The organism is Streptomyces sp. NPDC046862, assembly GCF_040704615.1.
GTDB lineage: Bacteria > Actinomycetota > Actinomycetes > Streptomycetales > Streptomycetaceae > Streptomyces.
The window spans coordinates 179,899-202,025 of record NZ_JBEYXP010000002.1; the positions used below are offsets into that span (position 1 = coordinate 179,899).

A 22,127-nucleotide genomic window follows, 5' to 3' on the forward strand; every position below is an offset into this window, starting at 1 on the left:
ACTCACCGGTTTCCCACACTTTCGGGGGCGAGCTCCACGGAACGGGGAGCAGGTCCGGATCGGATCCGGGCTTTTCATCTGGCATGCGCGGTTCCCTCAGCGTCGCCACAAGGGGCGTACGCGATATCGGCACAGGAGGAAAGGGGAGCCACCGACACGGGCGTGCGGCTGTGGCCGCGATTACCGGGTGTGTGACCGGTGAAACAGTAGTGGAACTCGTGGGTAGCAGGGAGCCTTTCGGAGAGCGGTTTCTCAAGGAATCCTGGGTTCCTGAGGGTGAGTTGGGGCTTTACATCACATTCACATCCCTTTCTCAGGGTGCCCGCGGGCATGGTTCAGCGGCCGATGTCACACCGGTGCGGACGCGCGGTTCCCCGCGCCCCTAACGGGCGCTCAACTCGTCCGCCAGGCACGCCAGGTACAGGGCCATCGTCGTGCGGTGGTCGCGCAGGGGGCGGCCGGTGATCTGTTCGATCTTGTGCATGCGGTAGACGACGGTGTTGCGGTGGATGTGCAGCGCCGCGGACGCCCGTACGAGGTTGAAGCCGCTCTCGCACCACGCGGTGATCGTGTCGCGGAGCACCGGCCAGTCCGGCTGGGACCGCAGCTCCGCGGCCGTGCGGTCGAGCAGCCGGTTGCGGGCCGGCCGGCCCACCTCCGCCAGGACCTGATGGACCCGCAGATCCGTGATGAGGTGGACGGGCAGGATGCTCGCCCGGCGGGCGCCGAGGCGGAGGGCGTCGCACGCGTCCTGGTACGAGTCGTGCAACCCGCCCACGGAGGCGGCCGGTTCGCCTATCCCGGCCCGGGCGGTGAGGCCGTCCTGGGCGGCCACGATGTCCACCACCCGCCTGCAGTCGGCCGTCAGGGCGTCCACCGGCCGCCGCTCCGGCAGCCGGTGCAGCACACCGATCCAGCCGGGCGCCGTGGAGGCCACGATGTCCTGCGGATCGGCGAAGATCTCACGGACCGTGCGCAGCAGTTCGGAACGGACCAGGGCCATGTCCCGGGCGGGCGTGCCCTGCCGGCGGGTGCCCGCCTCGGGCACCGTCACCTCGAACGCCACCGCGGCCCGCCGCAGCCGCAGGTCGAACCCCAGTTCCGCGGCCCGGAACAGCAGGAACTCACCCTCCACGACCTGCGGATCGTAGGAAGCGATGTCCGCCAGCAGCTTCTCGGCCGCGCGCTCGGCGAGCAGCCGGGAGCGCAGCATCACGGACTCCCTGAGCAGGATCTCCGTCTGCCGCTTCACCAGCAGTCCGAAGCGCCGGACCTGCGCGGGCGTGCCCGTGATCCCGACCGTGCCCACGGCGCGCCCGCCCGTGACCAGCGGCAGGGTGATGCCGGGCCGCACCCCACGGAGGCGATGGGCCTCGGACGCGGTGTGGGCGGCGGGCTCCTGGGTGCGCAGGACCTCGACGGACGCCTCGTGGAAGGTGCCGACGCGGCTGGTGTCGCCGCTGCCGATGACCATGCCCTCCGCATCGGTGATCAGCACGTTGAATCCGATGACCGCGGAGGTGTCCCCGGCGATCTCCTGCGCGAGTGACGGGCTCAGCACGAGCGGTTCCTCCCGTCGAGGGCGGGCCCGGGTTGGACGCACCGTACAGGGGTGCGAGCGATTCCAGCCACAACTTCGTACGAAGTGAACGGTGACGCCCCGCGAGGAGGTCCCTAGCGTATGGGGACCATCACACCCCGCCGAGTGCACATCCCGGTGAACGGCGGGTGTTCTCACTTCCGGTACGGAAGGCCCACGCCGATGAACCGTGTGCGCTCACTTGCTGCCGCTTTGTCCTCGCTCCTGCTGGTTTCCACCCTCGCCGCCTGCGGCTCCGACGGCGACGACGCCCCGGCGAACGTCTCCGCCAAGACCGCCTCGCTGGGCACACTCGAACCCGGCGTCATCAAGGTCGCCGTCCAGCCGTACGCGCCGTACACCAGCGTCAAGGACGACAAGATCGTCGGACTGGACGGCGACATCCTCGCCTACGTGGCCAAGAAGCTGGACCTGAGGATCAAGCCCCAGGTGACGGACTTCGCCGGCATGCTCGCCGGAGTGCAGTCCCGGCGCGTCGACATCACGATCGGTGGCGTCGCCTGGTCCGCCGACCGGCAGAAGCAGGGCCTGTTCACCGACCCGCCCTACTACTCGCCCCCGGCGATGGCCGTGCGCAGCGGCAAGACGTACAAGACGGTCGACGACCTCAAGGGCCTGCAGCTCGGCACCGTCGAGGGCTACGTCTGGGTCAAGTCCATCCAGGCCGTGCCCGGCGCCAAGCTGCACGCCTACCCCGACGCCAACGGCGTGTTCGACGACCTCGGCGCCGGCCGCGTCGACGTCGGGTTCCTCGACCCGCTGATCATCATCGCCGCGCAGAAGGAACGCCCGGACCTGAAGATCAGCACCGAGTACCTGACGCCGCCGACCGCCGCCGAGGTCAAGGCCAAGCCCGCCTACCAGTACTTCCAGCCGTACCAGACCGGCTTCTACCTCCCCAGGAAGGCCACGAAGCTGGAGAAGGCCATCTCCGAGCAGATCGACGCCATGTACAAGAACGGCGAGATGGCGAAGCTCGTGAAGAAGTACGGCGGCGATCCCGAACAGTTCCTCAAGCCCGCCGCCGACGTCGCCAGCGCGCGCCGGGGCGTGGACCGGCCGCAGGACTGGACGCCGCCGTCCATCGGACAGTGAGGGGCGAGGTCATGTCCGGTCTCTTCCAGGTCCCCTGGTCCGACTACCAGTCCGACCTGCTCGACGCACTCGGGCGCACCGTCTCGTACACGGTCGTCAGTTTCGTCGGCGCGGTCCTCCTCGGTCTGGCGGTGGCGCTGCTCCGGCTGAGCAAGGCCTGGCCCGCGCGCGCCGTCGCCGCCGTCTACACCGAGGTCTTCAAGAACGTCCCGCTCCTCGCCATCATCTTCCTGGCCTACTTCGGCCTGGCCTCGGCGGGGCTCCGCCTGGACGTGTTCACCGCGGGCTGCCTCAGCCTGGTCGTCTTCTACGCGGCCTACCTCTCCGAGATCTTCCGTTCCGCGATCAGCGGCGTCCACGCCGGACAGACCGAGGCGGGCGAGGCGCTGGGTCTCGGCCGGGCGGGCATCTTCGGCCACGTCGTCCTCCCGCAGGCCGTACGGCAGGCCCTGCCCGGCACCAACACCATGCTCGTCGACCTGCTGAAGTCCACCTCGCTGCTCGTCACCGTCTCCGCCGCCGAGCTGATGTCCGAGGGGCGGCTCATCACCTCGGCCACCTTCCGGGCGCTGGAGGTCTACCTCGTCATCTCGGCGATCTACTTCGCCCTCTGCTACCCGCTCTCCCAGCTCCTGCTGCTCCTGGAGCGGAAGGTACGGGCCGGGGTGCCCCTCTCCCCGTGGCGCCGGCGACGCATGCGGGCGGCCCGGGAACTGCTCGCGGGCGACGTCCGAGGCGGGCGGGACATCGACCGGAAGGAGGCGACGGTATGACCGAGCCCGTCAGCCCCGTCGTCACGGAGAAGACCGCCGCACCGGACCCCACCGACGCCGTCGTCCGGATCGAGGGGCTGAGCAAGTCCTTCGACGGCCGCCTCGTCCTCGACGACGTGCACCTTCAGGTCGGCCGCGGCCGCATCGTCAGCGTCATCGGACAGAGCGGCGGCGGCAAGACCACCCTGATGCGCTGCGTCAACCTGCTGGAACGCCCCGACCACGGCACGGTCGAGGTCGCCGGCGAAGTGGTGCACAGCGGCGGCCGTACGGTCTGCCGCGACCTGCCCCGGCTGCGCCGCACCGTCGGCATGGTCTTCCAGAGGTTCAACCTGTTCCCGCACCTCACGGCCGTGGAGAACGTCGTCCTCGCCCAGCGCAAGGCGGGCATCCCCGAACAGGAGGCGCTGGAGAGGGCCGTCACGCTGCTGCGCCGGGTCGGCGTGGCCCACCGCGGCCTCGCCCAGCCCGAGCAGCTCTCCGGCGGCGAACAGCAGCGCGTCGCCATCGCCCGCGCGCTGGCCCTGAAGCCGGAGGTCCTGCTCTTCGACGAGCCCACGTCGTCGCTGGACCCGGAGGCCACCCGCGAGGTGCTGAGCGTGATGCGCGAACTCGCCGCGGACGGCATGACGATGCTCCTCGTCACCCACGAACTGCCCTTCGCCCGCGAGGTGTCCGACCACGTCGTCTTCGTCGACGGCGGCCGCATCGTCGAGGAGGGCGACCCACGGGACGTCCTCGACAACCCCGCCCAGGCCCGCACCCGGGAGTTCCTCGCCGCGTACGGGTCGGCCTCATGACGGGGGCACGGGACGCGGCCGGGGCCGTCGGCGACAGCCCCGTCGTGGTCGTCGGCGGCGGCGTCGTCGGGCTGTGCACCGCGTACTACCTGGCCCGGTCCGGACTGACCGTGGAGGTCGTCGAACGGCGAGCCCTGGGCTCGGGGGCATCCCGCGGCAACGCCGGCTGGGTCTGCCTCAGCCACTCCACGCCGGTCCCGGCCCCCGGAGTCGTGCGCTACGCCCTGCGGTCGCTGGGCCGGCCCGACTCGCCGCTGTATCTGCGGCCCCTGCCCGACCCGGCGTTCGTCCGGTGGCTGTGGCGGTTCTGGCGCAGCAGCACACCCGCCGCCTTCCGGCGCGGCTACGCGGCGATCGCCGAACTGAACCGCGACACCTTCGACCTCTTCGACGGCCTGCGCGACGCCGGGGTGACCACGACCCTGACCCGCCCCGGCATGGTGCACGCGTTCCTGTCACCGGCCGAGGCCCGCCACCACCTCGCCCTCCAGCGGGAGATGGCCGACGGCCGCTACCCACTGCCCGACGACGTCGTCACCGGCGACGAGGCCCGGCTGCTCGACGGCGCGCTGTCGCCGGGGGTGCGCGCGGCCTACCTCGTCGAGGGGGAGGGCGTGGTCGACCCGGAGGCGTTCGCCCAGGGGCTCGGGGAGGCGCTCGCCGTGGCCGGGGTGAAGGTCCACGAGAACGCGGAGACGACGGGTTTCCGGACGGCGGGTGGCCACGTCACCGCCGTACGCACCGGCCAGGGCGATATCCCGTGCGCGGCCGTCGTGATCGCGGCCGGCATGCGCTCCGCGCAGCTGCTGGGCTCACTCGGACAGTCGCTGCCCCTGCAGGCGGGCAAGGGCTACAGCTTCTCGGTGGACCTGGATCCGGCGCCCGGGCACACGCTGTACTTCGGCGAGCGCCGGGCCGTCGCCTCGCCGATCGGCGGCACCACGCGGATCGGCGGAACGATGGAGCTGAGCGGCAACAACAACCGGCTCGACTGGCGCCGCGTCGTCGCCGTCGCCCTCGCCAGCCGGCACTACCTGGGCCGCTGGTTCGACGACCCGGACGACCTGGTGGGCCTGATTCGCGACCCCTGGGTCGGCGGGCGCCCGTTCCTCCCCGACGGGCTGCCCGTCATCGACCGTGTCCCGGGCCACGACAACGCGTTCGCGGCCACGGGGCACGGCATGCTCGGCGTCACACTGGGCCCGGTCACCGGGCACCGGCTCGCCGAGTACGTCCGCACGGGCCGCCGCCCGAAGCCGCTCGCGCCCTTCGGCTTCGAGCGGCTGGGCGGGTGAGCCCGGGGACAGGCCCTGGGGTCCTAGGGTTTGTCCGCGAACGCCGACAGCCGTACGGAGATCTGCTCCCGGCCGCCGCCGTTCTGCACCGGCGCCGCCGTGAGGACGTCCAGGTGCTGGTAGCCGGGCAGGACGACGGGGTTCTCGTCGGCGGGGACACGGCCGGCGAGGATGCCGTCGCCCGCGAGGAAGGTGACCCGGGGGTTGGCGGTCAGGCCGTCCGGGTGGACCAGCTTGCGGGCGAGCTGGGGGTCGTCGATGAGCTGGATGTCCGTGACCAGCCGGGTCGGGAAGTAGTCCTCGGTGAAGTCCAGCGGCTGCTCGGCGAGGCTGCGGGCCAGCTCCCGGATGTCCGAGACCTCCTTGGCTGCGGTCGTGAAGGGCGTGCCGTCCTTGGAGCGGTGCACCGGGTCGTCGGGCGCGCCCACGCGGTCGAAGTTCCGCCAGGTGTAGAGCGGGCCGTCGGGCTGGTCCGGGATCGCCTTCAGCTCCGTACCGAACAGGGCCGGGGAGCCCTGGACGTCGTTCGAGACGGGGAACTCCTTGTCGGTGATCCGGCCGCCCCCGGGGCTGTCGAACAAGCCCACGCTGGTCTGGAGGAAGGCCAGCGGCGCCGAGTTGTCGTCCATGAAGGCGCCCAGCACCGCCGCGTTGGTGAGCCGGAAGTCCCGGATCGTCGGCTTGCCGCTGAGGAACACACCCGCGTCCTTGGAGAAGAGGGTGCGGGCCGTGACGTCCAGATTGGTGTTGCGGGGTACGGAGTCCAGCAGCGCGGACTCGGCGTCCGGGGCGTTGCGTGCCGCAAGGCCGCCGATCGCCAGGAGGTTCATCGTCTCGGGGTTGAGGACCACGGGCAGGCCGAGGAAGCGCGGCAGGATGCCCGTACGCAGCCCCGCCCGTACGGCGGTGAGGCCGAGGCCGGTGTCGGGGACGGTGCCCTTGGGCAGGAGGGTGCCGTTCAAGGACCCGTTCCCGTTCCCGTCCCCGTCGCCCGAGTTGCCCTGGAGGTCGTCCAGCGACGTGGAGATCGTCGTGTCCAGCGCGAAGTAGCCGGCGCACTGGTTGAACCCCGCGTCCGCCGTCGTCGTGGGGTTCCCGTCGAAGTCCCAGGTGGCGAAGACCCCGGTGAGCACTCCGCCCAGCGAGTGGCCGCCGCACAGGACCTTCTCCTTGCGCAGCCGCTGGTCGGGGAGTTCGGCGGCGAGCAGGTCGTACTGGTCGCGGACGGTCTGCTCCAGACCGACCTCCGAGAGCCAGCCGGCCTGGTCGCTGGTCACGAACCCGGAGAATCTGCGGCCGTCGACCTCGCCGCCGCCGTAGTAGTAGTCGACGGCCTTGGCGGTGTCTCCGCTCGCGATCCCGGTGTTGTCCTCCAGGCAGTTGGACCTGCGGTCCAGCGCCCAGAACTCGATGTGCCGACCCTGCCCGGCCGCCGCCCTGACCGTGTTGCGCGCCACGCTGTCGAAGGCGCCCGCGCCCTCCAGAATTCCCGGCTGGGCGACGAGGATCCGGTCCGCCGCGGCGGAGGCGGCCGGGCCCGACGCGGAACGGTAGCGCAGGTACGACAGCCGGTCGCAGCGCTCGGGATGGGGGCCGACGGAGGCGGGCAGCGGCACCCGCAGGGAGACCTGCGTCTCGACGACGTCCGTGACGGGAGAGGTGGACGCCACCGGCGTCTCGGTACGGGAAGCGGCCGCGGTACCGCTGTCGGCGGGGGCCGCGGTGGCGCCCTTCGCGGGCGTGCCGTCCGCCGCCGGTGCCGTGGCCAGCAACGCCACCACCAACGCCCCGGCAGCCCCGGCGCGTAACCATGACCTCGTGTGATGTGTGCCTGTTGCGCTCATGCTGCCGGACTGTAACCACCGGTAACACCTCGGGCTATTGCGGATTCCGAGCAAAAGCGGCGTCCGTCGGCTCACATCCCCGCAAGGCCTGTGGAGGAGGTCGTTCATCGATTGATGTGTACGGGCGTACGCATCGATGTGTACACTCGTACACATGGGATACGTACTCCTCGCCGGGGCCATCGCCGCCGAGGTTGCCGCCACGACCGCGATGAAGTACAGCGACGGCTTCAGCAGGCTGTGGCCGTCACTGATCACCCTCCTCGGATATGTCGTGTCGTTCGTGCTGCTCGCGCAGACCCTCAAGACCCTGTCGATCGGCACGGCGTACGCGATCTGGGCCGGGGCGGGCACCGCGACCATCGCCCTCCTCGGGCTGGCGCTGTTCGGGGAGGGCCTGAGCGTCGCCAAGATCACCGGGATCGCGCTGATCATCGGGGGAGTGGTCGTGCTGAACCTGGGAGGTGCGCACTGATGCCCCGCCGGTACGACCCCGAGCGGCGGCAGCGGATCATCGACGCAGCGATCCGCGTCGTGGGTGCGCGGGGCCTCGCCGGGCTGAGTCACCGGTCGGTGGCCGCCGAGGCGGACGTGCCGCTCGGCTCGACGACGTACCACTTCAAGACCCTCGACGAACTGATGGTCGCCGCGCTGCGCCAGGCCAACGAGGGTTTCGCCAAGGTGCTTGCCGCGCGGGGCGCGCTGGAGGATCCGGGGGCGGATCTCGCCGGTGAGCTGGCCTCGATGACCGGGGAGTGGCTCGCGGGGGATCGGACGGGGGTGGAGCTGGAGTACGAGCTGTACCTCGCGGCCCTGCGGCGGCCCGCCCTGCGGCCCGTCGCCGCCGAGTGGGCCCAGGAGTTCGCCGATCTGATCGCCCGCCGTACGGATCCGGTCACCGCCCGGGCCCTTGTCGCTCTGGTGGACGGGATCTGTCTGCAGGTGTTGCTGACCGGGGTGCCGTATGACGAGGGGTATGCGCGGGAGATGCTGGGGCGGGTGCTGCGCTGACGTGGCGCGGGTTTCTGTCGCCCCCGCCGCCCCTACCCGTCCCATCCTGTCCCTGGGGGCTGCGCCCCCAGACCCCCGCAATCGGCCTTGCGGCCTCGTCCTCGAACGCCGGACGGGCTGGTTGTGCTGGCCTCTGCTGAAAGTCCCAGCCGCAGCCAGGAAAACTCAGCCCCGGCCGGTGGAAATTCAGCCCCTTGGGGGCACCTCCCAGCGGTAGCTGGGGGAGTCTGAGGAGCGGGGTCCGGGGCGAAGCCCCGTGCGGGGTTGAAGGGGCGGAGCCCCTGGATGGGGGTCCCCCCGCTCGAGCGAAGCCGAGAGTGGGGGAGGGACGGGTAGAGGCGGCGGGGGCGAGACAAATCCGGCCCCCACGACCGGCACATGAGACGCCCTCCCCACCGGTTCGCCTCCGCACCCTCCCGCCGGTTAGGTTGCCCCCATGACCGACACGACTGCTCCTCGCACCACCGGCGCCGTGGCCGCCGGTCTCGCCACCATCGCCACCGACGGCACCGTTCTCGACACCTGGTTCCCCGCGCCCGAGCTCACCGCCGAGCCGGGCCCGGCCGGCAGCGAGCGGCTGTCCGCCGAGAAGGCCGTCGAACTGCTCGGCGAGGGCGCCGCGAAGGCGATCGGCCCGGACGCCCGCCGGGGCGTCGAGGTGGTCGCGGTCCGCACGGTCATCGCCTCCCTCGACGAGAAGCCGATTGACGCGCACGACGTCTACCTGCGCCTGCACCTGCTCTCGCACCGGCTCGTCCAGCCGCACGGCCAGAGCCTCGACGGCATGTTCGGCTTCCTCGCCAACGTCGCCTGGACCTCGCTCGGCCCGGTCGCCGTCGACGACATCGAGAAGGTCCGGCTCAACGCGCGCGCCGAAGGGCTGCACCTCCAGGTGACGTCCGTCGACAAGTTCCCGCGCATGACGGACTACGTCGCGCCGAAGGGCGTCCGTATCGCCGACGCGGACCGCGTACGGCTCGGCGCGCACCTCGCCGAGGGCACCACCGTGATGCACGAGGGCTTCGTGAACTTCAACGCGGGCACGCTCGGTACGTCGATGGTCGAGGGCCGCATCTCCGCGGGCGTCATCGTCGGCGACGGTTCCGACATCGGCGGTGGCGCCTCCACCATGGGCACCCTGTCCGGCGGCGGCAACGTGATCATCTCCATCGGCGAGCGCTGCCTGATCGGCGCCGAGGCGGGCGTGGGCATCGCGCTCGGCGACGAGTGCGTCGTCGAGGCCGGCCTGTACGTCACCGCCGGCACCCGCGTCACCATGCCCGACGGCCAGATCGTCAAGGCCCGCGAGCTGTCCGGGGCCTCGAACATCCTGTTCCGCCGCAACTCCGTCACCGGCTCGGTCGAGGCCCGCCCGAACAACGCGGTCTGGGGCGGCCTGAACGAGATCCTCCACAGCCACAACTAGCACCGCCGGGACCGACCGCGCGGTCCACGGACGAGGGCGCCCTCCTGCGAGCCGCAGGAGGGCGCCCGGCTTTTCCCGCAGTGGTTCGCGGCCGGTGGCATAGCCGCGCCCGGCCGCGCGCGTCACAAGGAGTACAGGGGTGGGGCACAGGGCACCGCCGGGGAAGAGAAGGTGACGATGGATGCCGAAGGGCAGGAGAGTTTCCGGGAGTTCGTGGCCGGCCGGTCGTCGGCGTTGCTGAAGACGGCCGTACTGCTGAGCGGCGGGGACCGGCACGCGGCGGAGGACCTGCTGCAGAACGCCCTGATCAAGGCGGCGGGACGGTGGCACCGTATCGACGAGCCCGAGGCGTACGTCCGCCAGGTCCTGTACCGGCAGCAGGTCAGCCGCTGGCGCCTGAAGTGGCGACGCCGCGAGGTCAGCGTGGCCGAACTGCCCGAGGAGAGCGGCCCCGGAGACGGCGCGGCCGCCGCCGAACTGCGCCTGCTCATGCGCGGGGCGCTGGCCCGGCTCACCGCCCGCCAGCGGACCGTGCTGGTCCTGCGCTACTTCGAGGACCTGCCGGAGGCCGACGTGGCCCGCATCCTCGGCTGCTCGGTCGGCACCGTACGGTCCACCACGCACCGCTCGCTCGCCCGGCTGCGCGCCCTCGCACCCGAACTGGCCGCTCTCGGCCCGGCCGACGCCGAGCGGGAACCGTCCCGCGACTACTCGCCCGTGGAGGTGCGTCCGTGAACGTCGATGAACTGGTCCGTGACTCCCTGCGCGAACAGGCTGCCGAGACCCTGACGGTCCCGCAGGGCTTCGCCGACCGAGTGCTGGCCGCCCGGCGGCGCCGACGCACCCGTACGTTCGCGACCGCTGTCGCGGCCACCGCCGCCGTGGTCGCCGTCGCGGTCTCCGTACCGCTGCTGGACGGCGGCGAGGACGGCGTGCGGCTCGCCAGCGAGATCAACAAGAGTGACATCATCGCCCACCCGAACCAGTCGCCTCCGCGTGATCTGATCGCGGCCGGAGACGTCGCACTGGCCGCGTACTACACCTGGGACATCGACAAGCAGACGCAGGACCGTGCCCTCCACGTCCGCGACTACTGGCTGCTGAACCAGGAGACGGGCAGGTACGAGAAGACCACCCAGTGGTCCTTCATCGCGGTCGCCCCCGGCATGCGCACCGCCGCCGTCCTGGAGAAGGACCTCCCGGCCAAGCGGATCGGCCTGCTCGACCTGTTCACCGGGAAGGTCGAGCGCTGGATCCCGGTCGACCGCGGGGTCGCGGGCATCGAGTTCTCGCCCGACGGCAGCAAGCTCGTCGCGACGACGTACGGCAAGAACCCCGACGTGCTGACCAAGGCGGACTACGACTCCGACGGCGACGGCAAGAAGAACGACTGGGAGCCGCAGTGGTTCGAGTCGAGCCGGACCGGCTTCTACATCGTCGACGTGGACTCCGGCGACAGTTCGTGGAGCGAGGTCCCGGCCGACACCCAGAACCTCAACGTCCGCCAGGACTTCGGCTTCAGCCATGACGGCAAGCTGGTCTACTCGGGCCTCACCAGCGCCCCCCACATGCAGTACTACGACTTCAAGGGCAACGAGGTCGACAAGCCCGCGAACGAGAAGTACAGGAACTGGTTCGACGACGCGGGGGTGTCCCCGAACGGCAGGCTCGTCGCGGAGAACGGCGCGGTCGCCGACGCCCACACGGGCAAGGTGGTCACCAGGGTGGCCGGCGGGCAGACGCCGCTGGCCTGGGCCGACGACAAGCGGCTCGTCGTCTGGGGCTGCGATCCCGCGAAGTGCAATGGCAAGAACGAGTTCCGCAACCAGCTCCTGCTGATCACCATCGGCACCGACAAGGTCGTCCCGCTCAGCGACTTCCGCAAGGCCTCGGCCGACTACGCGGGCCGCTGGACGCCGATGTTCAGCGAGCGCTGACCAGCCGGCGGTACGCCGCCACCAGCCCGTCGGCCGTCTCCCGGCCGGCGGGCCGCAGTGGCGAACGGACCGGACCGGCGGGCAGCCCCAGTCGCCCGAGCAGCGCCTTGGCGGTCACCGTACCGGGCAGTCCTGAGCCCATCATCAACTCGGTCAGCGGGATGGTGAGTTGCTGGCAGCGGGCGGCCTCTGCGGTGTCTCCGGAGTCGAACGCGTCGATGACCGCCCGGAAGTGACCTGGCGTCACGTTCGCCACGGTGCTGATGTAGCCGCTCCCGCCGATCGCATACAGCGCCAGCACGTACTCGTCGCAGCCCGTGTAGTACGCCAACTCCGTCTCCGCCAGCACCTTCTGGGTGCCGAGCAGGTCGTACGCGCAGTCCTTGACCGCCACGATCCGCGGGTGCCCGGCGAGCCGGATCATGGTCTCCGGCTCGATGCGGGTGCCGGTGCGGCCGGGGATGTCGTACAGGACGAGCGGCAGGTCACTGGCGTCGGCGAGCTCGCGGAAGTGGGCCTCGACAGCGTCCTGCGGCGGTCTGCTGTAGTACGGAGTGACCGCCAACAGACCGTCCGCGCCCGCCTTTTCGGCTGCCAGGGCGAGCTCCGCGCTGTGCCGCGTGTCGGCCGTGCCGACGCCCGCCACGATGTGGACCCGGTCCCCTGCCGCCGCGCGGACCGCGCGCACGAGCTCCGCCTTCTCCGTGTCCGACGTGGTGGGTGACTCACCCGTCGTACCCGACAGGACCAGACCGTCACAACCCCCGGTCACGAGCCGGTCGGCGAGCCGCTGCGCGCCGTCGAGATCCAGGGCGCCCTCCGGGGTGAAGGGCGTGATCATCGCGCACAGGGCGCGGCCGAAGGGCGCTGGGTCGGAGGGCGCTGGGCCGGAGGGAGCGGGCCGGGAGGAGTGGGGGCGTGGAGTCGTCATGGAAGTAGTCTCGGCAGAGGAAACGGTGAAGCTCCACTTAATTCTCCTACGATGTATTGGTCAGAGTTGCTACGCGGATGGGATGTGTGTCCTGGACGCGGGGCGCGAGGCCCTGGTGCCAAGCCGTCCCTTTTGGGTCACCATGGCGAAGAAGGTCGGCAACGTCAGGTCATGGTCATGGGAGGCGTCATGAGGCTCGGCAAGGCACTCGCCACCGGGGTCGCGGAGGAGCAGGACCAGCCGTACGAGGAGGAGCTGCGTCTCCCCGAGGAGACCGGGGAGCCGGAGACGGCGGCGACGGCCGCGGCCGAAGAGGTACCGGTAGCGCGATGAGACTGCGGCTCCCCGAGGAACGTCCGGCGGAGCCGCCGACCGGATACAAGATCGCCCACCCGATGCTGTCCCAGGACGGCACACGGGCAGGGTTCACCGGGGTGTCGCTGGGCGGCGCGCTGCCGTACGGGGTTCTCGACGAGGCTCGTTGCGTCTACGGACTCAGACACCGCGCCCCCGCGCGCCTGTGCGACTGCGGCTTCCACTGCGTGCACGACCGCGCGGCGGCCGAGGCCCTGCTGTGCACGGCCGAGCACCGTGCGGCCGTGCTGCTGGAGGTCTCGGTGCTCGGCTCGTACATCCGCTTCGAGCTCGGCTTCCGGTACGCGCGCCAGCGGGTGAGGTGTGCGACGGTCGGGCCGTGCGCGTGCGGCGCGGCGGCCGTGGCCCTGGCCGACGCCGGCTGGGGGCGACCGGGGTGGCGCGCCCTGGCCGGCACGTGCGCGGGCTGTGTCCGCGCCCGTACGGCGGTGTCGCTCGCCACCTTCGCCCGGCTGGCGGGGGAGGGGTTGCGGGTGCGGGAGGCCGGCGGGAGTGCGGTAGCCGGTGCGGGGGCGGGTGCGGGGGCGGGTGCGGGTGCGGGTGCGGGGGCGGGTGTGGAGGCGGGTGTGGAGACGCCGGCGAAGGGGCCGTCCCGTCATCCGTCTGCCGCGTCGAATCCGTCGGCCGGCCCATCTGGCTCGTTCAGTCCATCGGGCTCCTCCGGTTCGTCCGGGCTGCCCGGTGATCTGGGCGTCCCCGAACTCATCGCCGAGGCGGCGCTGCTCCAGGCGCGGCTCGACTGGTTCCAGAGCCAGCTGGCCAGACTCGGTGAGAGTGGACCCGGTTCGCCGCCGCGGGGATCGCCCCCGCAGGGGTAGCGCGGCCAGGGCCGGGTACCCGGAGTGACCCTGGACGAGAGGAGGCGGGACACAGTGACCGGGACTTTGGACACCAGGCCCGCGCGACCCACGGCGGCCGAGCACCACTCCGTCGGTGAACTGGTCGGGCAGGCAACCGAACAGCTCTCCACGCTCGTACGGCAGGAGCTAGCCCTCGCCAAGGAGGAGCTGGCCGAGAAGGGACGGCGCGCGGGCCGCGGCGGCGGGCTGCTGGGTGCGGCCGGCGCCGTTGGTTACGTGGGCCTGATGGCCCTGTCGGGCACCGGCGCGGCGGCACTGTCGCTGGTGGTGCCCGTGTGGGCCGCCGCGCTCATCGTCACGGGAGTGCTCTTCGTCATCGCGGCCGTGCTGGCGGCGACCGGGCGCGCCCAGTTGCGCCGTGCCAAGCCGGCCACTCCCGCGCAGGCCATCGACAGCGTCAAGGCGGACGTCGAGGAGATCAAGGGAAGGGCGCACCGATGACGAGTACCTCCGGTGGTTCGGCCGGCTCGGCCGGTTCGGCCGGTTCGGCCGGTTCGACTGGTTCGGCTGGTTCGGCTGGGGCCAAGGGGCCCGACGAGCTGCGGCAGCAGATCGAGATGACGCGTCATCAGCTCGGCGACACCGTCGAGGAGTTGGTCGCCAAGACCGATGTGAAGGCGCGGGCCAGGGCTCAGGTGGCCGAGTTGAAGGGGTCGGCGTCCCATGCGGCGCACTCCGTGCGGGAACGGGTGCCGAGTGTGCGTGCGCCGCGGTCGCGGGCCGTGGTGATCGGTGGTGTGGGCGTGGGTGTCGCCGCGGCGGCCGTCGGTGCGTTGGCCTGGCGACAGCACGAGGCTCCGCGGGTTCTGTTCAGTGGGCGTCGCCGTTCCTCCGCGGCGCTCCGCCGCGACGTCACCCGGCGTCTCCACCGGCTCCGGCACCGCTAGCGTTCTCGTCTGCCGGGCTGGTGTCGGTGGGCGGCTGCGGGGTTGTTCGTGGCTGGTCGCGCCCACGCGGCAGAGCCGCAAATCGACACAGCCCCGCGCCCCTGATGGGGCGCGCCCCTGGGGGCCGTTGAGTGGCTGCGGCTCCGTTGTGGCTCGGGCGCCTGCGGTTTGTCGTGGGGCGGGGGCGCGCCGGGAGGTCTCCGTCCTCGGTCCGGCGGTTTTGCGGGCCGTCCAGTTTCTCGGCGGCGGACGCCGGCCGCTGCGGGCGGACACCTCCCGGCACACCCCCTCGCGTGCGTACGCGGCTGCCGACCGCGTGGTGGTGGGGCGGGGCGGTGCGTTGTGGTGCCAGGCGCGGCCGTGGTTTTTGGCGCGTGTTGCTGACCCGGGTCCGACGTGCGTACCAGGTGGTTGAAGAGCCGGATCCGGTCCCCTCCGGTCCTACGCGTCGTTGGTGGCAGGGGCGCGGGAGTCGACGTCGTCCATGAAGCCGAGCATCCGGGCGTTGACGACCTCCGGGTGGTCGATCTGCGGTCCGTGGCCCGTCGCGGCGATGATCTCGGCGCGGGCCCCGGTGACGAGGCGCGGTACGCGTTGCAGCTGCCGCTTCGGGTGCACGAGCAGGCTGTGCTTGCCCATGATGAGGTAGAGCGGGGTCCGGACGGATCGCAACGCGTCCTCGGAAAGCGGCACAGGTGCGGGGCGGCGGATCCGGAAAGCACGCGCGCCGAGCTGGATCCACTTCCGCACCTCGGGGACGGCGATGACCGGTTGGTCCAGCCAGGCAGCGAGGCGCGGACGCAGCGCCTTGGGGGCGAAGGTGGTGAACAGGCCGACGAACACCCAGGCGAAGAAGCGCAGCCCCACCTTCTCCAGGCCGCCGGGGTCGAGGGCGGTGACGGAGACGAGCCGCTCGGGGCGCCGATGGGCCTGGTTGAGCACGAGCCAGCCGCCGTAGGAGGAGCCGACGAGGTGGACCCGGTCGAGGCCGAGTGCGTCGAGGGCTTCGTCCATCCACTGGGCGGCCCGCTCGGGCTGCCACATCGGCTCGCGGTGGACGCTGCGGCCCGCGTCGCCGGGGGTGTCGAGAGCGTAGACAGGGCGGTCGAGGCTGAGCCCGGGGGTGTTGGGGTACCACATGGCGGACGAGTAGCCGGCGCCGTGGATCAGGACGATCGGGGTGCGGGATTCGGCTGCGGGATTCATGGGGCCGTACCGGTAGACGTGCGTGGTGCCGAAGCTGGTCTCGAGGTCCGTCTCGGAGCGGACGGGCGCCCCCATCGCGAAGAGCACGTCGGCGGCGGCGAAGTAACGGTCGCGGAGCTCGTCGTTGACGTAGCGGCCGACGTCGCGGCGCACACGGGTCGTGTTCTCGGGCACAGGGCACCTCCGGGAGGATCCGTTCTTCGTGATACGACCGTACCATGATGTTGATACGGCGGTACCATAAACGAGGGTCCGGGGAGCCTGGACCGCGAACCCACCACTGACGGGCGGAGACACCGGAACATGCCGAAGCGCGTGGACCACGAGGAACGGCGCGCCCAGATCGCCGAGGCGCTCATCCGGGTCGCCGGACGGCGCGGGCTGCACGCCGTCGGCATGCGCGACGTGGCCGCCGAGGCTGGCGTGTCACTCCGGCTCGTGCAGTACTACTTCGAGACCAAGGAGAAGCTCCTCTTCTATGGGCTCCAGCACCTGACCGGCCGCTTCACCGAACGCGTCGGTGCTCGCCTGACCGCCGCGGGTCCGGACCCGGGCCCGCGCGCAACCATCGAGGCGCTGCTGCTGGCCTCCCTCCCGACCGACGAGGAGAGCCGCACCTTCCACCTCGTCTACAGCTCCTACTCGATCCTGTCCGTGACCGACGAGGCGCTGGCCGCCCAGCCGTTCATCGACAACCCCGACGCCGCGGAGAACGCCCTGACCGGCCTCCTCGAACAGGCTCGGGCGACAGGCGTGGCCGATCCCGGCATCGATGCCCGCACGGAGGCGATCAGCCTGCTCGCGATGGCCGCGGCCATGGGCACCAGCATCCTCGTGGGTCAGCGGAATCCGGAGCCCGCCATCGCGGTACTCCACCACCACCTGGATCGGATCTTCGCGACCACCGCAACGTCGACAACCAGGGACCGCGCCGGCTGACCGGCGAAGGACAGCTGCACGAAAGAAGGCCTCACCTCATCGACTTGGGCACGGCACGTCAAACCTGGCCGTGGGCCATCAAGGCTGCGTGAGGCAAGATCAGTACACCGTCGGTCGTAAATTCCATGCACAACGACTCAAACCGGCTTTTGATTTCGGCAATGACCACCGGGTTCTGACTTGTGACGATCTGGCCGATCGTCGCCACTCCGGCGGCCGGTCCGCTCCACCACTCCTCAAGCGTCGTCCGGTGGTCCCAGGTCACGGTGTCGCACACGACGTCCTTCAGGCCCGCCTCACCGAGCAACGCGGCGAAGCCCTGTTCGGTACGGAGGAAGTCGTCCTCCGGAGCAAGAGCCGGCAGGTGAGCTGGACGGGTGATGCCTGCCGCTTGGACAGCCCTCCCCAGCAGGGCCTGCCCCGCAGCCGCGGGAACCGCCCAGATGGTGACGGCTGTCCGTCCGCCGGGGCGTGTCACCCGTCGCAACTCCGTCAAGGCCTCCCGAGGCCGTCCGACATGGTTGAGGACGAAGTTGCCGACCACGGCATCGAACTCCTCGTCGGCGAACGGCAGGCGGGGCAGAGCGGCCAGCCGCATGTCGGCTTCCGGAGCCGCCAGGGCCGCCCGGGCAACCATGCCGGGCTCGGCGTCCACCGCGGTCACCTTCGCTCCCCGCTCACATGCCAGTGCGGCAGCCGCGCCCGTTCCCGTCCCCACGTCGAGAACCCGCACACCCTCCCTGACCCCGGCAGCGTCGAGAAGCCCGGGCACCGGATACGCGCAGAGTTTGGCGAAACTCGCCGCATAGGCATCCGCCTGCCCAGCCCACGCTCGCCGCTCGGACTCATCAAACGCCGTCTGCACCACTCGTCCCCTCACCGGAACAGCCATGCCGCGACAACAACCCTGTGGACCCGACGCTAACCCATGGCTGATCGACAGCGTCCGGGGATCAGGAACACGCACCGGCAGACGAGAGCGACCTTGACCTCAAGTTTGGTTGAGGCTGAAAGGTGACCGGTACACGCACCCCTACCGATCACCGGAGGCCGGCATGACCCGCCGTACCCACGCCCACCCCGAACTCGACAACCCCGACGTGGGCGCGCCCTTCTTCAGTACCTGGAAGGTGGGGACACCCCTGCGCCAGCGGCAGACCGTGGACGTCATCGCCGCCGCCTGGGAGCGCCGGGCCTGGCCCACGGAAGGGCTGCTCGGGTACCACATCTACACCGGACTGGACGGCTCCACCCTGCTCCACCACTCGCAGTGGGCCGACGAACAGGCCTACGAGGCCTTCGTGAAGACTCAGCGGCAGGAGCGCAACGACGAGATCGACACCGCCGTGCCGGGCATCGAGCGCCAGTGGCTCGGCCGGTACCGCCGATACCGCGGTCTGGCGCGGGACGAGGCACCTGTGCCGGGGTGCATCGTGATCGTCGACGTCGAGTTCGAGGGCCCCGACCCCGGCCGGCAGCGCGCCTGGGTCGACGCCGTTCTCGAAGCCCTGGAGAGTGAGCCGAATCCGCACCCCGGCGGCATCTCCGCCCACTTCCACCTCTCCACCGACGGCACCAGGGTCCTCAACTACGCCGAGTGGGAGACCGCCCAGGCCCACATCGACGCCCTCGCCGCACCCGGCGACGGGATCGGTACGCCGGGGGCCCGCGAGCAGTGGGAGCGGGTGCAGACGTGGCCCGGGCTGAAGAGCAGCACGGTCAGCCGGTACGCCCACGCGCTCGGTCTCGTCCCCTGGTGAGGCGTCCGTAGCGGTTCCCTCGTCCACCCTCCCACCGAAAATTCAGTCCGTCTGGACAAGAAAAGTTTTCGGTGGGAGGGTGGAGTCATGTTGGACGTGACCGTGATCGAGGACCCGGAGGCGGCAGCCGTCTCGCTGGACCCCATACGGGCCCGGCTGCTCGCCGAGCTGGCCGCCGGACCCGCGTCGGCCGCCATGCTGGCCGGCAAGGTCGGACTGCCCCGGCAGAAGGTGAACTACCACCTCAAGGCCCTGGAGCGGCACGGCCTGGTGGAGCTGGCGGGCGAGCGACGCAAGGGCAACGTCACCGAGCGGCTGATGCGGGCGACCGCCGCGTCGTACGTCATCTCGCCCCTCGCGCTCGCCGCCCTGCAGCCCGACCCGGACCGCTTCCGGGACCAGCTCTCCGCCCGCTGGCTGCTCGCGCTCGGCGCCCGGCTGGTCCGGGATGTCGGCACCCTGATCAGGGGCGCCGCGAAAGCCCGGAAGCGGCTGGCCACCTACGCGCTCGACGGCGAGGTGACCTTCGCCTCGGCCGCCGACCGGGCCGCCTTCATCGAGGAGCTGACGGCCGGCATGAGCGCCCTCATCCGCAAGTACGACGCCGACGGCGCCGAGGGCGGTCGCGGCCACCGGATCGTCGTCGCCGTTCATCCCACGGTCAGGCCGGAGGGCGACGAGCCCTCGGCTGCTGAGCCCGAGACCCGTCAACTTCCCCGATGACACGACCACTTGATGTGCAGGAGCCCACCATGTCCAAGGAATTCGAGATCGTCGGCGAGTTCGAGGTCGACGCCACGCCCGAACAGGTGTGGGACGCCTTCACCAGTGGCACCGGCGGCTGGCTGTGGCCGATGGAGGCCCCCGAGCCGCACGAGGGCGGCAAGGGCCCCTTCGGCTCCACCGTGACCGCCTGGGACCCGCCGCACCGGTACACCAACCGCGTCGAGGACGTGGAGGGCATCGATGTACAGACTCTCAACCAGCTCGACTACACCATCGAGCCGCGCGACGAGGGCCGCCGCGCCTGGGTGCGGTACGTGCACAGCGGCATCTTCGTCGACGACTGGGACAACCAGTACGACGGCGCCGCCAAGCACACCGACTTCTACCTGCACACCCTGCGCCAGTACCTGACGCACTTCGACGGCCACGCGGTCGCCTTCGCCACCTTCGACGGGCCCGACGCGTCCACGGCGGACGACGCGTTCGCCGCCGTCGGGCGGGCGCTCGGCCTCGCGGACGACACCGGCGAGGGCGCGCGCGTCGAGGTGCGAGGGCCCGCGGGGCAGCCCTTCGACGCCGTGGTCGACTACCGCAACCCGTACTTCATCGGGCTGCGTACCGACCACGCCCTCATCCGCTTCTTCGGCCGCAACCACTGGGGCGCCCCGGTCGGCATCAGCGTCCACGACTTCGCCCCGGACGCCGACGCGGAGCGTGCCGAACTCGCCTGGAAGGGCTGGCTGAACGGGGTGTTCGGCGCCTGAACCCCGCTCCCGTACGCGCCTGAGCCCGGCCCCCCTGACGAGGGCCGGGCTCAGTGGTCATCCGGGTCGGCTACGGCCGGAACCGCAGCACCTGCGGGTCGTGGTCGCTGATCTGGTCGTTGAACTCCGAGTTGATGTGCACGCTGTCGTACGCGAACTCGCAGCCGCGCCGGATCGACGGGCTGATCAGGATCTGGTCCAGGACCTGGCTGTTGCCCTGGTAGTCGTACGTGTAACGCTCGCTCTTCGGCAGGGACTTGATCGCCGACCACAGGGCGCCGTCGCCCTCCAGCAGCTTCGCCGTGTCGGAGAACTCGAAGTCGTTGATGTCGCCGAGGGCGATGATGTCGGCGTTCTTCTCGGTCGCCAGGACCTCCTTGACGAACGCGTTCACCGCGGTCGCCTGGAGGTGGCGCTGGGTCTCCGAGCTCCGCGTAGGCGGCTGGTACTGCGCGTGCAGCGACTGGTCGCCGCCCTTCGACGCGAAGTGGTTGGCGATCAGGAACACGGTTCTGCCGCGGAACGTGAACTCGCCGACGAGCGGCTTGCGGCTGTTCTTCCAGGCGTCGTTGGCCGGGTCGATGCGGCCGGGGGAGACGGTCAGCCGCGCCTTGCCGCGCTCCTTCGTCACGCCGACGGCGGTGGTCGCGTCGCCGCCCGCGCGGTCGGTGAAGGAGACCCGCTCGGGGTTGAACAGGAACACCTGGCGGATGTTGCCGCCCGGCTCACCGCCGTCCGCGAGGTTCACCGGGTCGATGGACCGCCACTCGTAGGCCGGGCCGCCGGCTGCCGCGATCGCGTCGATGAGCTTCTTCACCGTCTGGTCGGCGGCGACCGTACCGTCGTTCGTCGCGCCGTTGTTGTCCTGGATCTCCTCCAGGGCGACGATGTCGGGCGACTGGAGGTTGTTCACGATCGCGTTCGCGTGCTCCGCGAACGTGTCGTCGGACGGGTCCAGGTTCTCGACGTTGTACGTCGCCACCGCGAGCTCGCCGCGGCTCTGCTTGCGGGTCGTCTCGCGCTCCAGACCGCCCTGCTTCAGGGTGCCGAGCCGGCTCGCGACGAGCGTGTAGCCGCCGAACTGGTTGTAGTCCAGCGGGCCGGCCGTGGTGCCCGCCAGAGTGTCGCCCACGTTCGCCTTCGGGAAGTCGGCGACCGCGCCCAGCGACTGGATCTGCAGCCGCCCGGTGTTCTGCGAGGTGTACGAGCCGTAGAGGGTGCCGCCGCGCCGGGTGGCGTTCTCCCGCGGCTTCACCGTCACCCACAGCTCGGTGAACGGGTCGGTGGCGGTGACCACGCGGGCGTCGGCGACCTGGACGTTCATGCCCTCCAGGGACTCGTAGTAGTCCAGGGCGTACTTCTTGGGCTCCAGGGGCAGACCGTTGACCGAACCGCTCGCGGCCGTGTCACCGGCCGGCGTGTACGCGGACGGCACCGACCTGGCGTCGACGACCGTGGCGGCCGGGACGGCGTTGCCGCTGGAGACCACCGTCACCGTCGGGCGGGAGATCTCCGTCACGGACTGGTTTCCGGACGACGTGCCGCCCGGTACGAATTCGGTCACCGTGCCGGAGACGGTGACCGAGTCACCGACGGCGACCTTCGGGGTGGAACCGGTGAAGACGAAGACGCCCTCACTCGTGGCCGGGTTGTCGTCCGCCTGCGGGTCCTGGATCCAGAAACCCCGCGACGAGCCATAGGTCCGTACGCCCGTGACGATGCCCGCCACGTTCGTGACCTGCTGGCCGGCCAGCGGCGACATCCGGGTGGTGCCCTGGATGTCATGGATGCGCACGGTGTCGGCGTGGGCGGTACTCGTGACCACCACGGCGGACGCCGCGGAACAGGCGACGGCGACGGTGAGCGCGGCGATGCGCGCGGTTCTCCTGCTCGGCAAG

At 71.0% G+C, this 22,127-nt stretch carries 23 protein-coding genes; 17 read left to right on the forward strand and 6 right to left on the reverse strand.

Annotated elements, in window-relative coordinates; translation table 11 throughout:
- Nucleotides 1-382: 382 nt before the first annotated feature.
- A complete protein-coding gene (locus AB0959_RS02730) occupies nt 383-1,561 on the reverse strand; it encodes a sugar diacid recognition domain-containing protein (protein ID WP_366824415.1) in 1,179 nt (392 codons plus the stop codon).
- A 201-nt stretch (nt 1,562-1,762) separates the two neighbouring features.
- Between AB0959_RS02730 and AB0959_RS02735 the strand changes: the two genes are divergently transcribed.
- From AB0959_RS02735 to AB0959_RS02750, 4 genes are read left to right on the forward strand one after another with little or no spacing between them, the layout of a single operon-like run.
- Nucleotides 1,763-2,695 carry a transporter substrate-binding domain-containing protein gene (locus AB0959_RS02735; RefSeq protein WP_366824416.1) on the forward strand — a complete coding sequence of 311 codons (933 nt, stop codon included), beginning with the start codon at nt 1,763-1,765 and terminating at the stop codon, nt 2,693-2,695.
- A gap of 11 nt (nt 2,696-2,706) precedes the next feature.
- Nucleotides 2,707-3,468, forward strand: a complete 762-nt coding sequence (locus AB0959_RS02740; RefSeq protein WP_366824417.1) for an amino acid ABC transporter permease — start codon at nt 2,707-2,709, stop codon at nt 3,466-3,468.
- Nucleotides 3,465-4,268: an amino acid ABC transporter ATP-binding protein gene (locus tag AB0959_RS02745; RefSeq protein WP_366824418.1), complete on the forward strand. Its 804-nt coding sequence runs from the start codon at nt 3,465-3,467 to the stop codon at nt 4,266-4,268. The genes AB0959_RS02740 and AB0959_RS02745 overlap by 4 nt, the downstream gene beginning before the upstream one ends.
- A complete protein-coding gene (locus AB0959_RS02750; protein ID WP_366824419.1) occupies nt 4,265-5,563 on the forward strand; it encodes an FAD-dependent oxidoreductase in 1,299 nt (432 codons plus the stop codon). The genes AB0959_RS02745 and AB0959_RS02750 overlap by 4 nt, the downstream gene beginning before the upstream one ends.
- Nucleotides 5,564-5,586: 23 nt before the next feature.
- Here AB0959_RS02750 and AB0959_RS02755 read toward each other — a convergent pair whose 3' ends face one another.
- Nucleotides 5,587-7,407 (reverse strand): hypothetical protein, encoded by a 1,821-nt coding sequence (locus tag AB0959_RS02755; protein ID WP_366824420.1) that lies wholly within the window; start codon nt 7,405-7,407, stop codon nt 5,587-5,589.
- Nucleotides 7,408-7,561: 154 nt separating this feature from the next.
- Here AB0959_RS02755 and AB0959_RS02760 point away from each other — a divergent pair, with 154 nt between their 5' ends.
- The 5 genes from AB0959_RS02760 to AB0959_RS02780 all read left to right on the forward strand — a co-directional run bounded on the left by AB0959_RS02760 (nt 7,562) and on the right by AB0959_RS02780 (nt 11,781).
- Complete coding sequence (locus tag AB0959_RS02760) at nt 7,562-7,882, forward strand: multidrug efflux SMR transporter (protein ID WP_366824421.1); 321 nt, start codon at nt 7,562-7,564, stop codon at nt 7,880-7,882.
- Nucleotides 7,882-8,418 carry a TetR family transcriptional regulator gene (locus tag AB0959_RS02765; RefSeq protein WP_366824422.1) on the forward strand — a complete coding sequence of 179 codons (537 nt, stop codon included), beginning with the start codon at nt 7,882-7,884 and terminating at the stop codon, nt 8,416-8,418. Before AB0959_RS02760 ends, AB0959_RS02765 begins: the two co-directional genes overlap by 1 nt.
- A gap of 436 nt (nt 8,419-8,854) precedes the next feature.
- A complete protein-coding gene (gene dapD / locus AB0959_RS02770) occupies nt 8,855-9,844 on the forward strand; it encodes a 2,3,4,5-tetrahydropyridine-2,6-dicarboxylate N-succinyltransferase (protein WP_366824423.1) in 990 nt (329 codons plus the stop codon).
- A 177-nt stretch (nt 9,845-10,021) separates the two neighbouring features.
- Nucleotides 10,022-10,579: a SigE family RNA polymerase sigma factor gene (locus AB0959_RS02775; RefSeq protein ID WP_366824424.1), complete on the forward strand. Its 558-nt coding sequence runs from the start codon at nt 10,022-10,024 to the stop codon at nt 10,577-10,579.
- Nucleotides 10,576-11,781 (forward strand): WD40 repeat domain-containing protein, encoded by a 1,206-nt coding sequence (locus tag AB0959_RS02780; RefSeq protein ID WP_366824425.1) that lies wholly within the window; start codon nt 10,576-10,578, stop codon nt 11,779-11,781. Before AB0959_RS02775 ends, AB0959_RS02780 begins: the two co-directional genes overlap by 4 nt.
- Here the strand turns inward: AB0959_RS02780 and dapA are convergent.
- On the reverse strand, nt 11,768-12,712 hold the full coding sequence (gene dapA / locus AB0959_RS02785; protein WP_366824426.1) for a 4-hydroxy-tetrahydrodipicolinate synthase: 945 nt from the start codon (nt 12,710-12,712) through the stop codon (nt 11,768-11,770). The genes AB0959_RS02780 and dapA overlap by 14 nt on opposite strands.
- A 189-nt stretch (nt 12,713-12,901) precedes the next feature.
- On the opposite strand from dapA, the gene AB0959_RS02790 reads away from it, so the two are divergent.
- Genes AB0959_RS02790 through AB0959_RS02805 form a run of 4 tightly spaced genes read left to right on the forward strand, consistent with a single transcriptional unit; the run spans nt 12,902 to nt 14,834 of the window.
- The gene (locus tag AB0959_RS02790; RefSeq protein WP_366824427.1) at nt 12,902-13,045 is read left to right on the forward strand and encodes a hypothetical protein; all 144 of its coding nucleotides are present in this window, start codon (nt 12,902-12,904) and stop codon (nt 13,043-13,045) included.
- A complete protein-coding gene (locus AB0959_RS02795; protein WP_366824428.1) occupies nt 13,042-13,905 on the forward strand; it encodes a hypothetical protein in 864 nt (287 codons plus the stop codon). The genes AB0959_RS02790 and AB0959_RS02795 overlap by 4 nt, the downstream gene beginning before the upstream one ends.
- Nucleotides 13,906-13,959: 54 nt before the next feature.
- Nucleotides 13,960-14,388, forward strand: coding sequence for a phage holin family protein (locus AB0959_RS02800; RefSeq protein WP_366824429.1), 429 nt, complete (start codon nt 13,960-13,962; stop codon nt 14,386-14,388).
- A complete protein-coding gene (locus AB0959_RS02805) occupies nt 14,385-14,834 on the forward strand; it encodes a DUF3618 domain-containing protein (RefSeq protein WP_366824430.1) in 450 nt (149 codons plus the stop codon). The genes AB0959_RS02800 and AB0959_RS02805 overlap by 4 nt, the downstream gene beginning before the upstream one ends.
- A gap of 441 nt (nt 14,835-15,275) precedes the next feature.
- On the opposite strand, the gene AB0959_RS02810 is transcribed toward AB0959_RS02805, so the two are convergent.
- Entirely contained in the window at nt 15,276-16,214 is a 939-nt protein-coding gene (locus AB0959_RS02810) for an alpha/beta hydrolase (RefSeq protein ID WP_366824431.1), read from the reverse strand.
- 129 nt (nt 16,215-16,343) lie between these two features.
- Between AB0959_RS02810 and AB0959_RS02815 the strand changes: the two genes are divergently transcribed.
- Nucleotides 16,344-16,979, forward strand: a complete 636-nt coding sequence (locus AB0959_RS02815; RefSeq protein WP_366824432.1) for a TetR/AcrR family transcriptional regulator — start codon at nt 16,344-16,346, stop codon at nt 16,977-16,979.
- A 58-nt stretch (nt 16,980-17,037) separates the two neighbouring features.
- Here AB0959_RS02815 and AB0959_RS02820 read toward each other — a convergent pair whose 3' ends face one another.
- The gene (locus AB0959_RS02820) at nt 17,038-17,871 is read right to left on the reverse strand and encodes a class I SAM-dependent methyltransferase (protein ID WP_366824433.1); all 834 of its coding nucleotides are present in this window, start codon (nt 17,869-17,871) and stop codon (nt 17,038-17,040) included.
- Nucleotides 17,872-18,034: 163 nt separating this feature from the next.
- Here AB0959_RS02820 and AB0959_RS02825 point away from each other — a divergent pair, with 163 nt between their 5' ends.
- The 3 genes from AB0959_RS02825 (at nt 18,035) to AB0959_RS02835 (ending at nt 20,229) form a co-directional block, all read left to right on the forward strand.
- Nucleotides 18,035-18,739: an antibiotic biosynthesis monooxygenase gene (locus AB0959_RS02825; protein WP_366824434.1), complete on the forward strand. Its 705-nt coding sequence runs from the start codon at nt 18,035-18,037 to the stop codon at nt 18,737-18,739.
- Nucleotides 18,740-18,826: 87 nt separating this feature from the next.
- Complete coding sequence (locus AB0959_RS02830; protein ID WP_366824435.1) at nt 18,827-19,462, forward strand: winged helix-turn-helix domain-containing protein; 636 nt, start codon at nt 18,827-18,829, stop codon at nt 19,460-19,462.
- Nucleotides 19,463-19,491: 29 nt separating this feature from the next.
- Complete coding sequence (locus AB0959_RS02835; protein ID WP_366824436.1) at nt 19,492-20,229, forward strand: SRPBCC domain-containing protein; 738 nt, start codon at nt 19,492-19,494, stop codon at nt 20,227-20,229.
- A 70-nt stretch (nt 20,230-20,299) separates the two neighbouring features.
- Here the strand turns inward: AB0959_RS02835 and AB0959_RS02840 are convergent, their stop codons facing one another.
- A complete protein-coding gene (locus AB0959_RS02840; protein WP_366824437.1) occupies nt 20,300-22,126 on the reverse strand; it encodes an endonuclease/exonuclease/phosphatase family protein in 1,827 nt (608 codons plus the stop codon).
- Between the last annotated feature and the right edge of the window lies 1 nt (nt 22,127).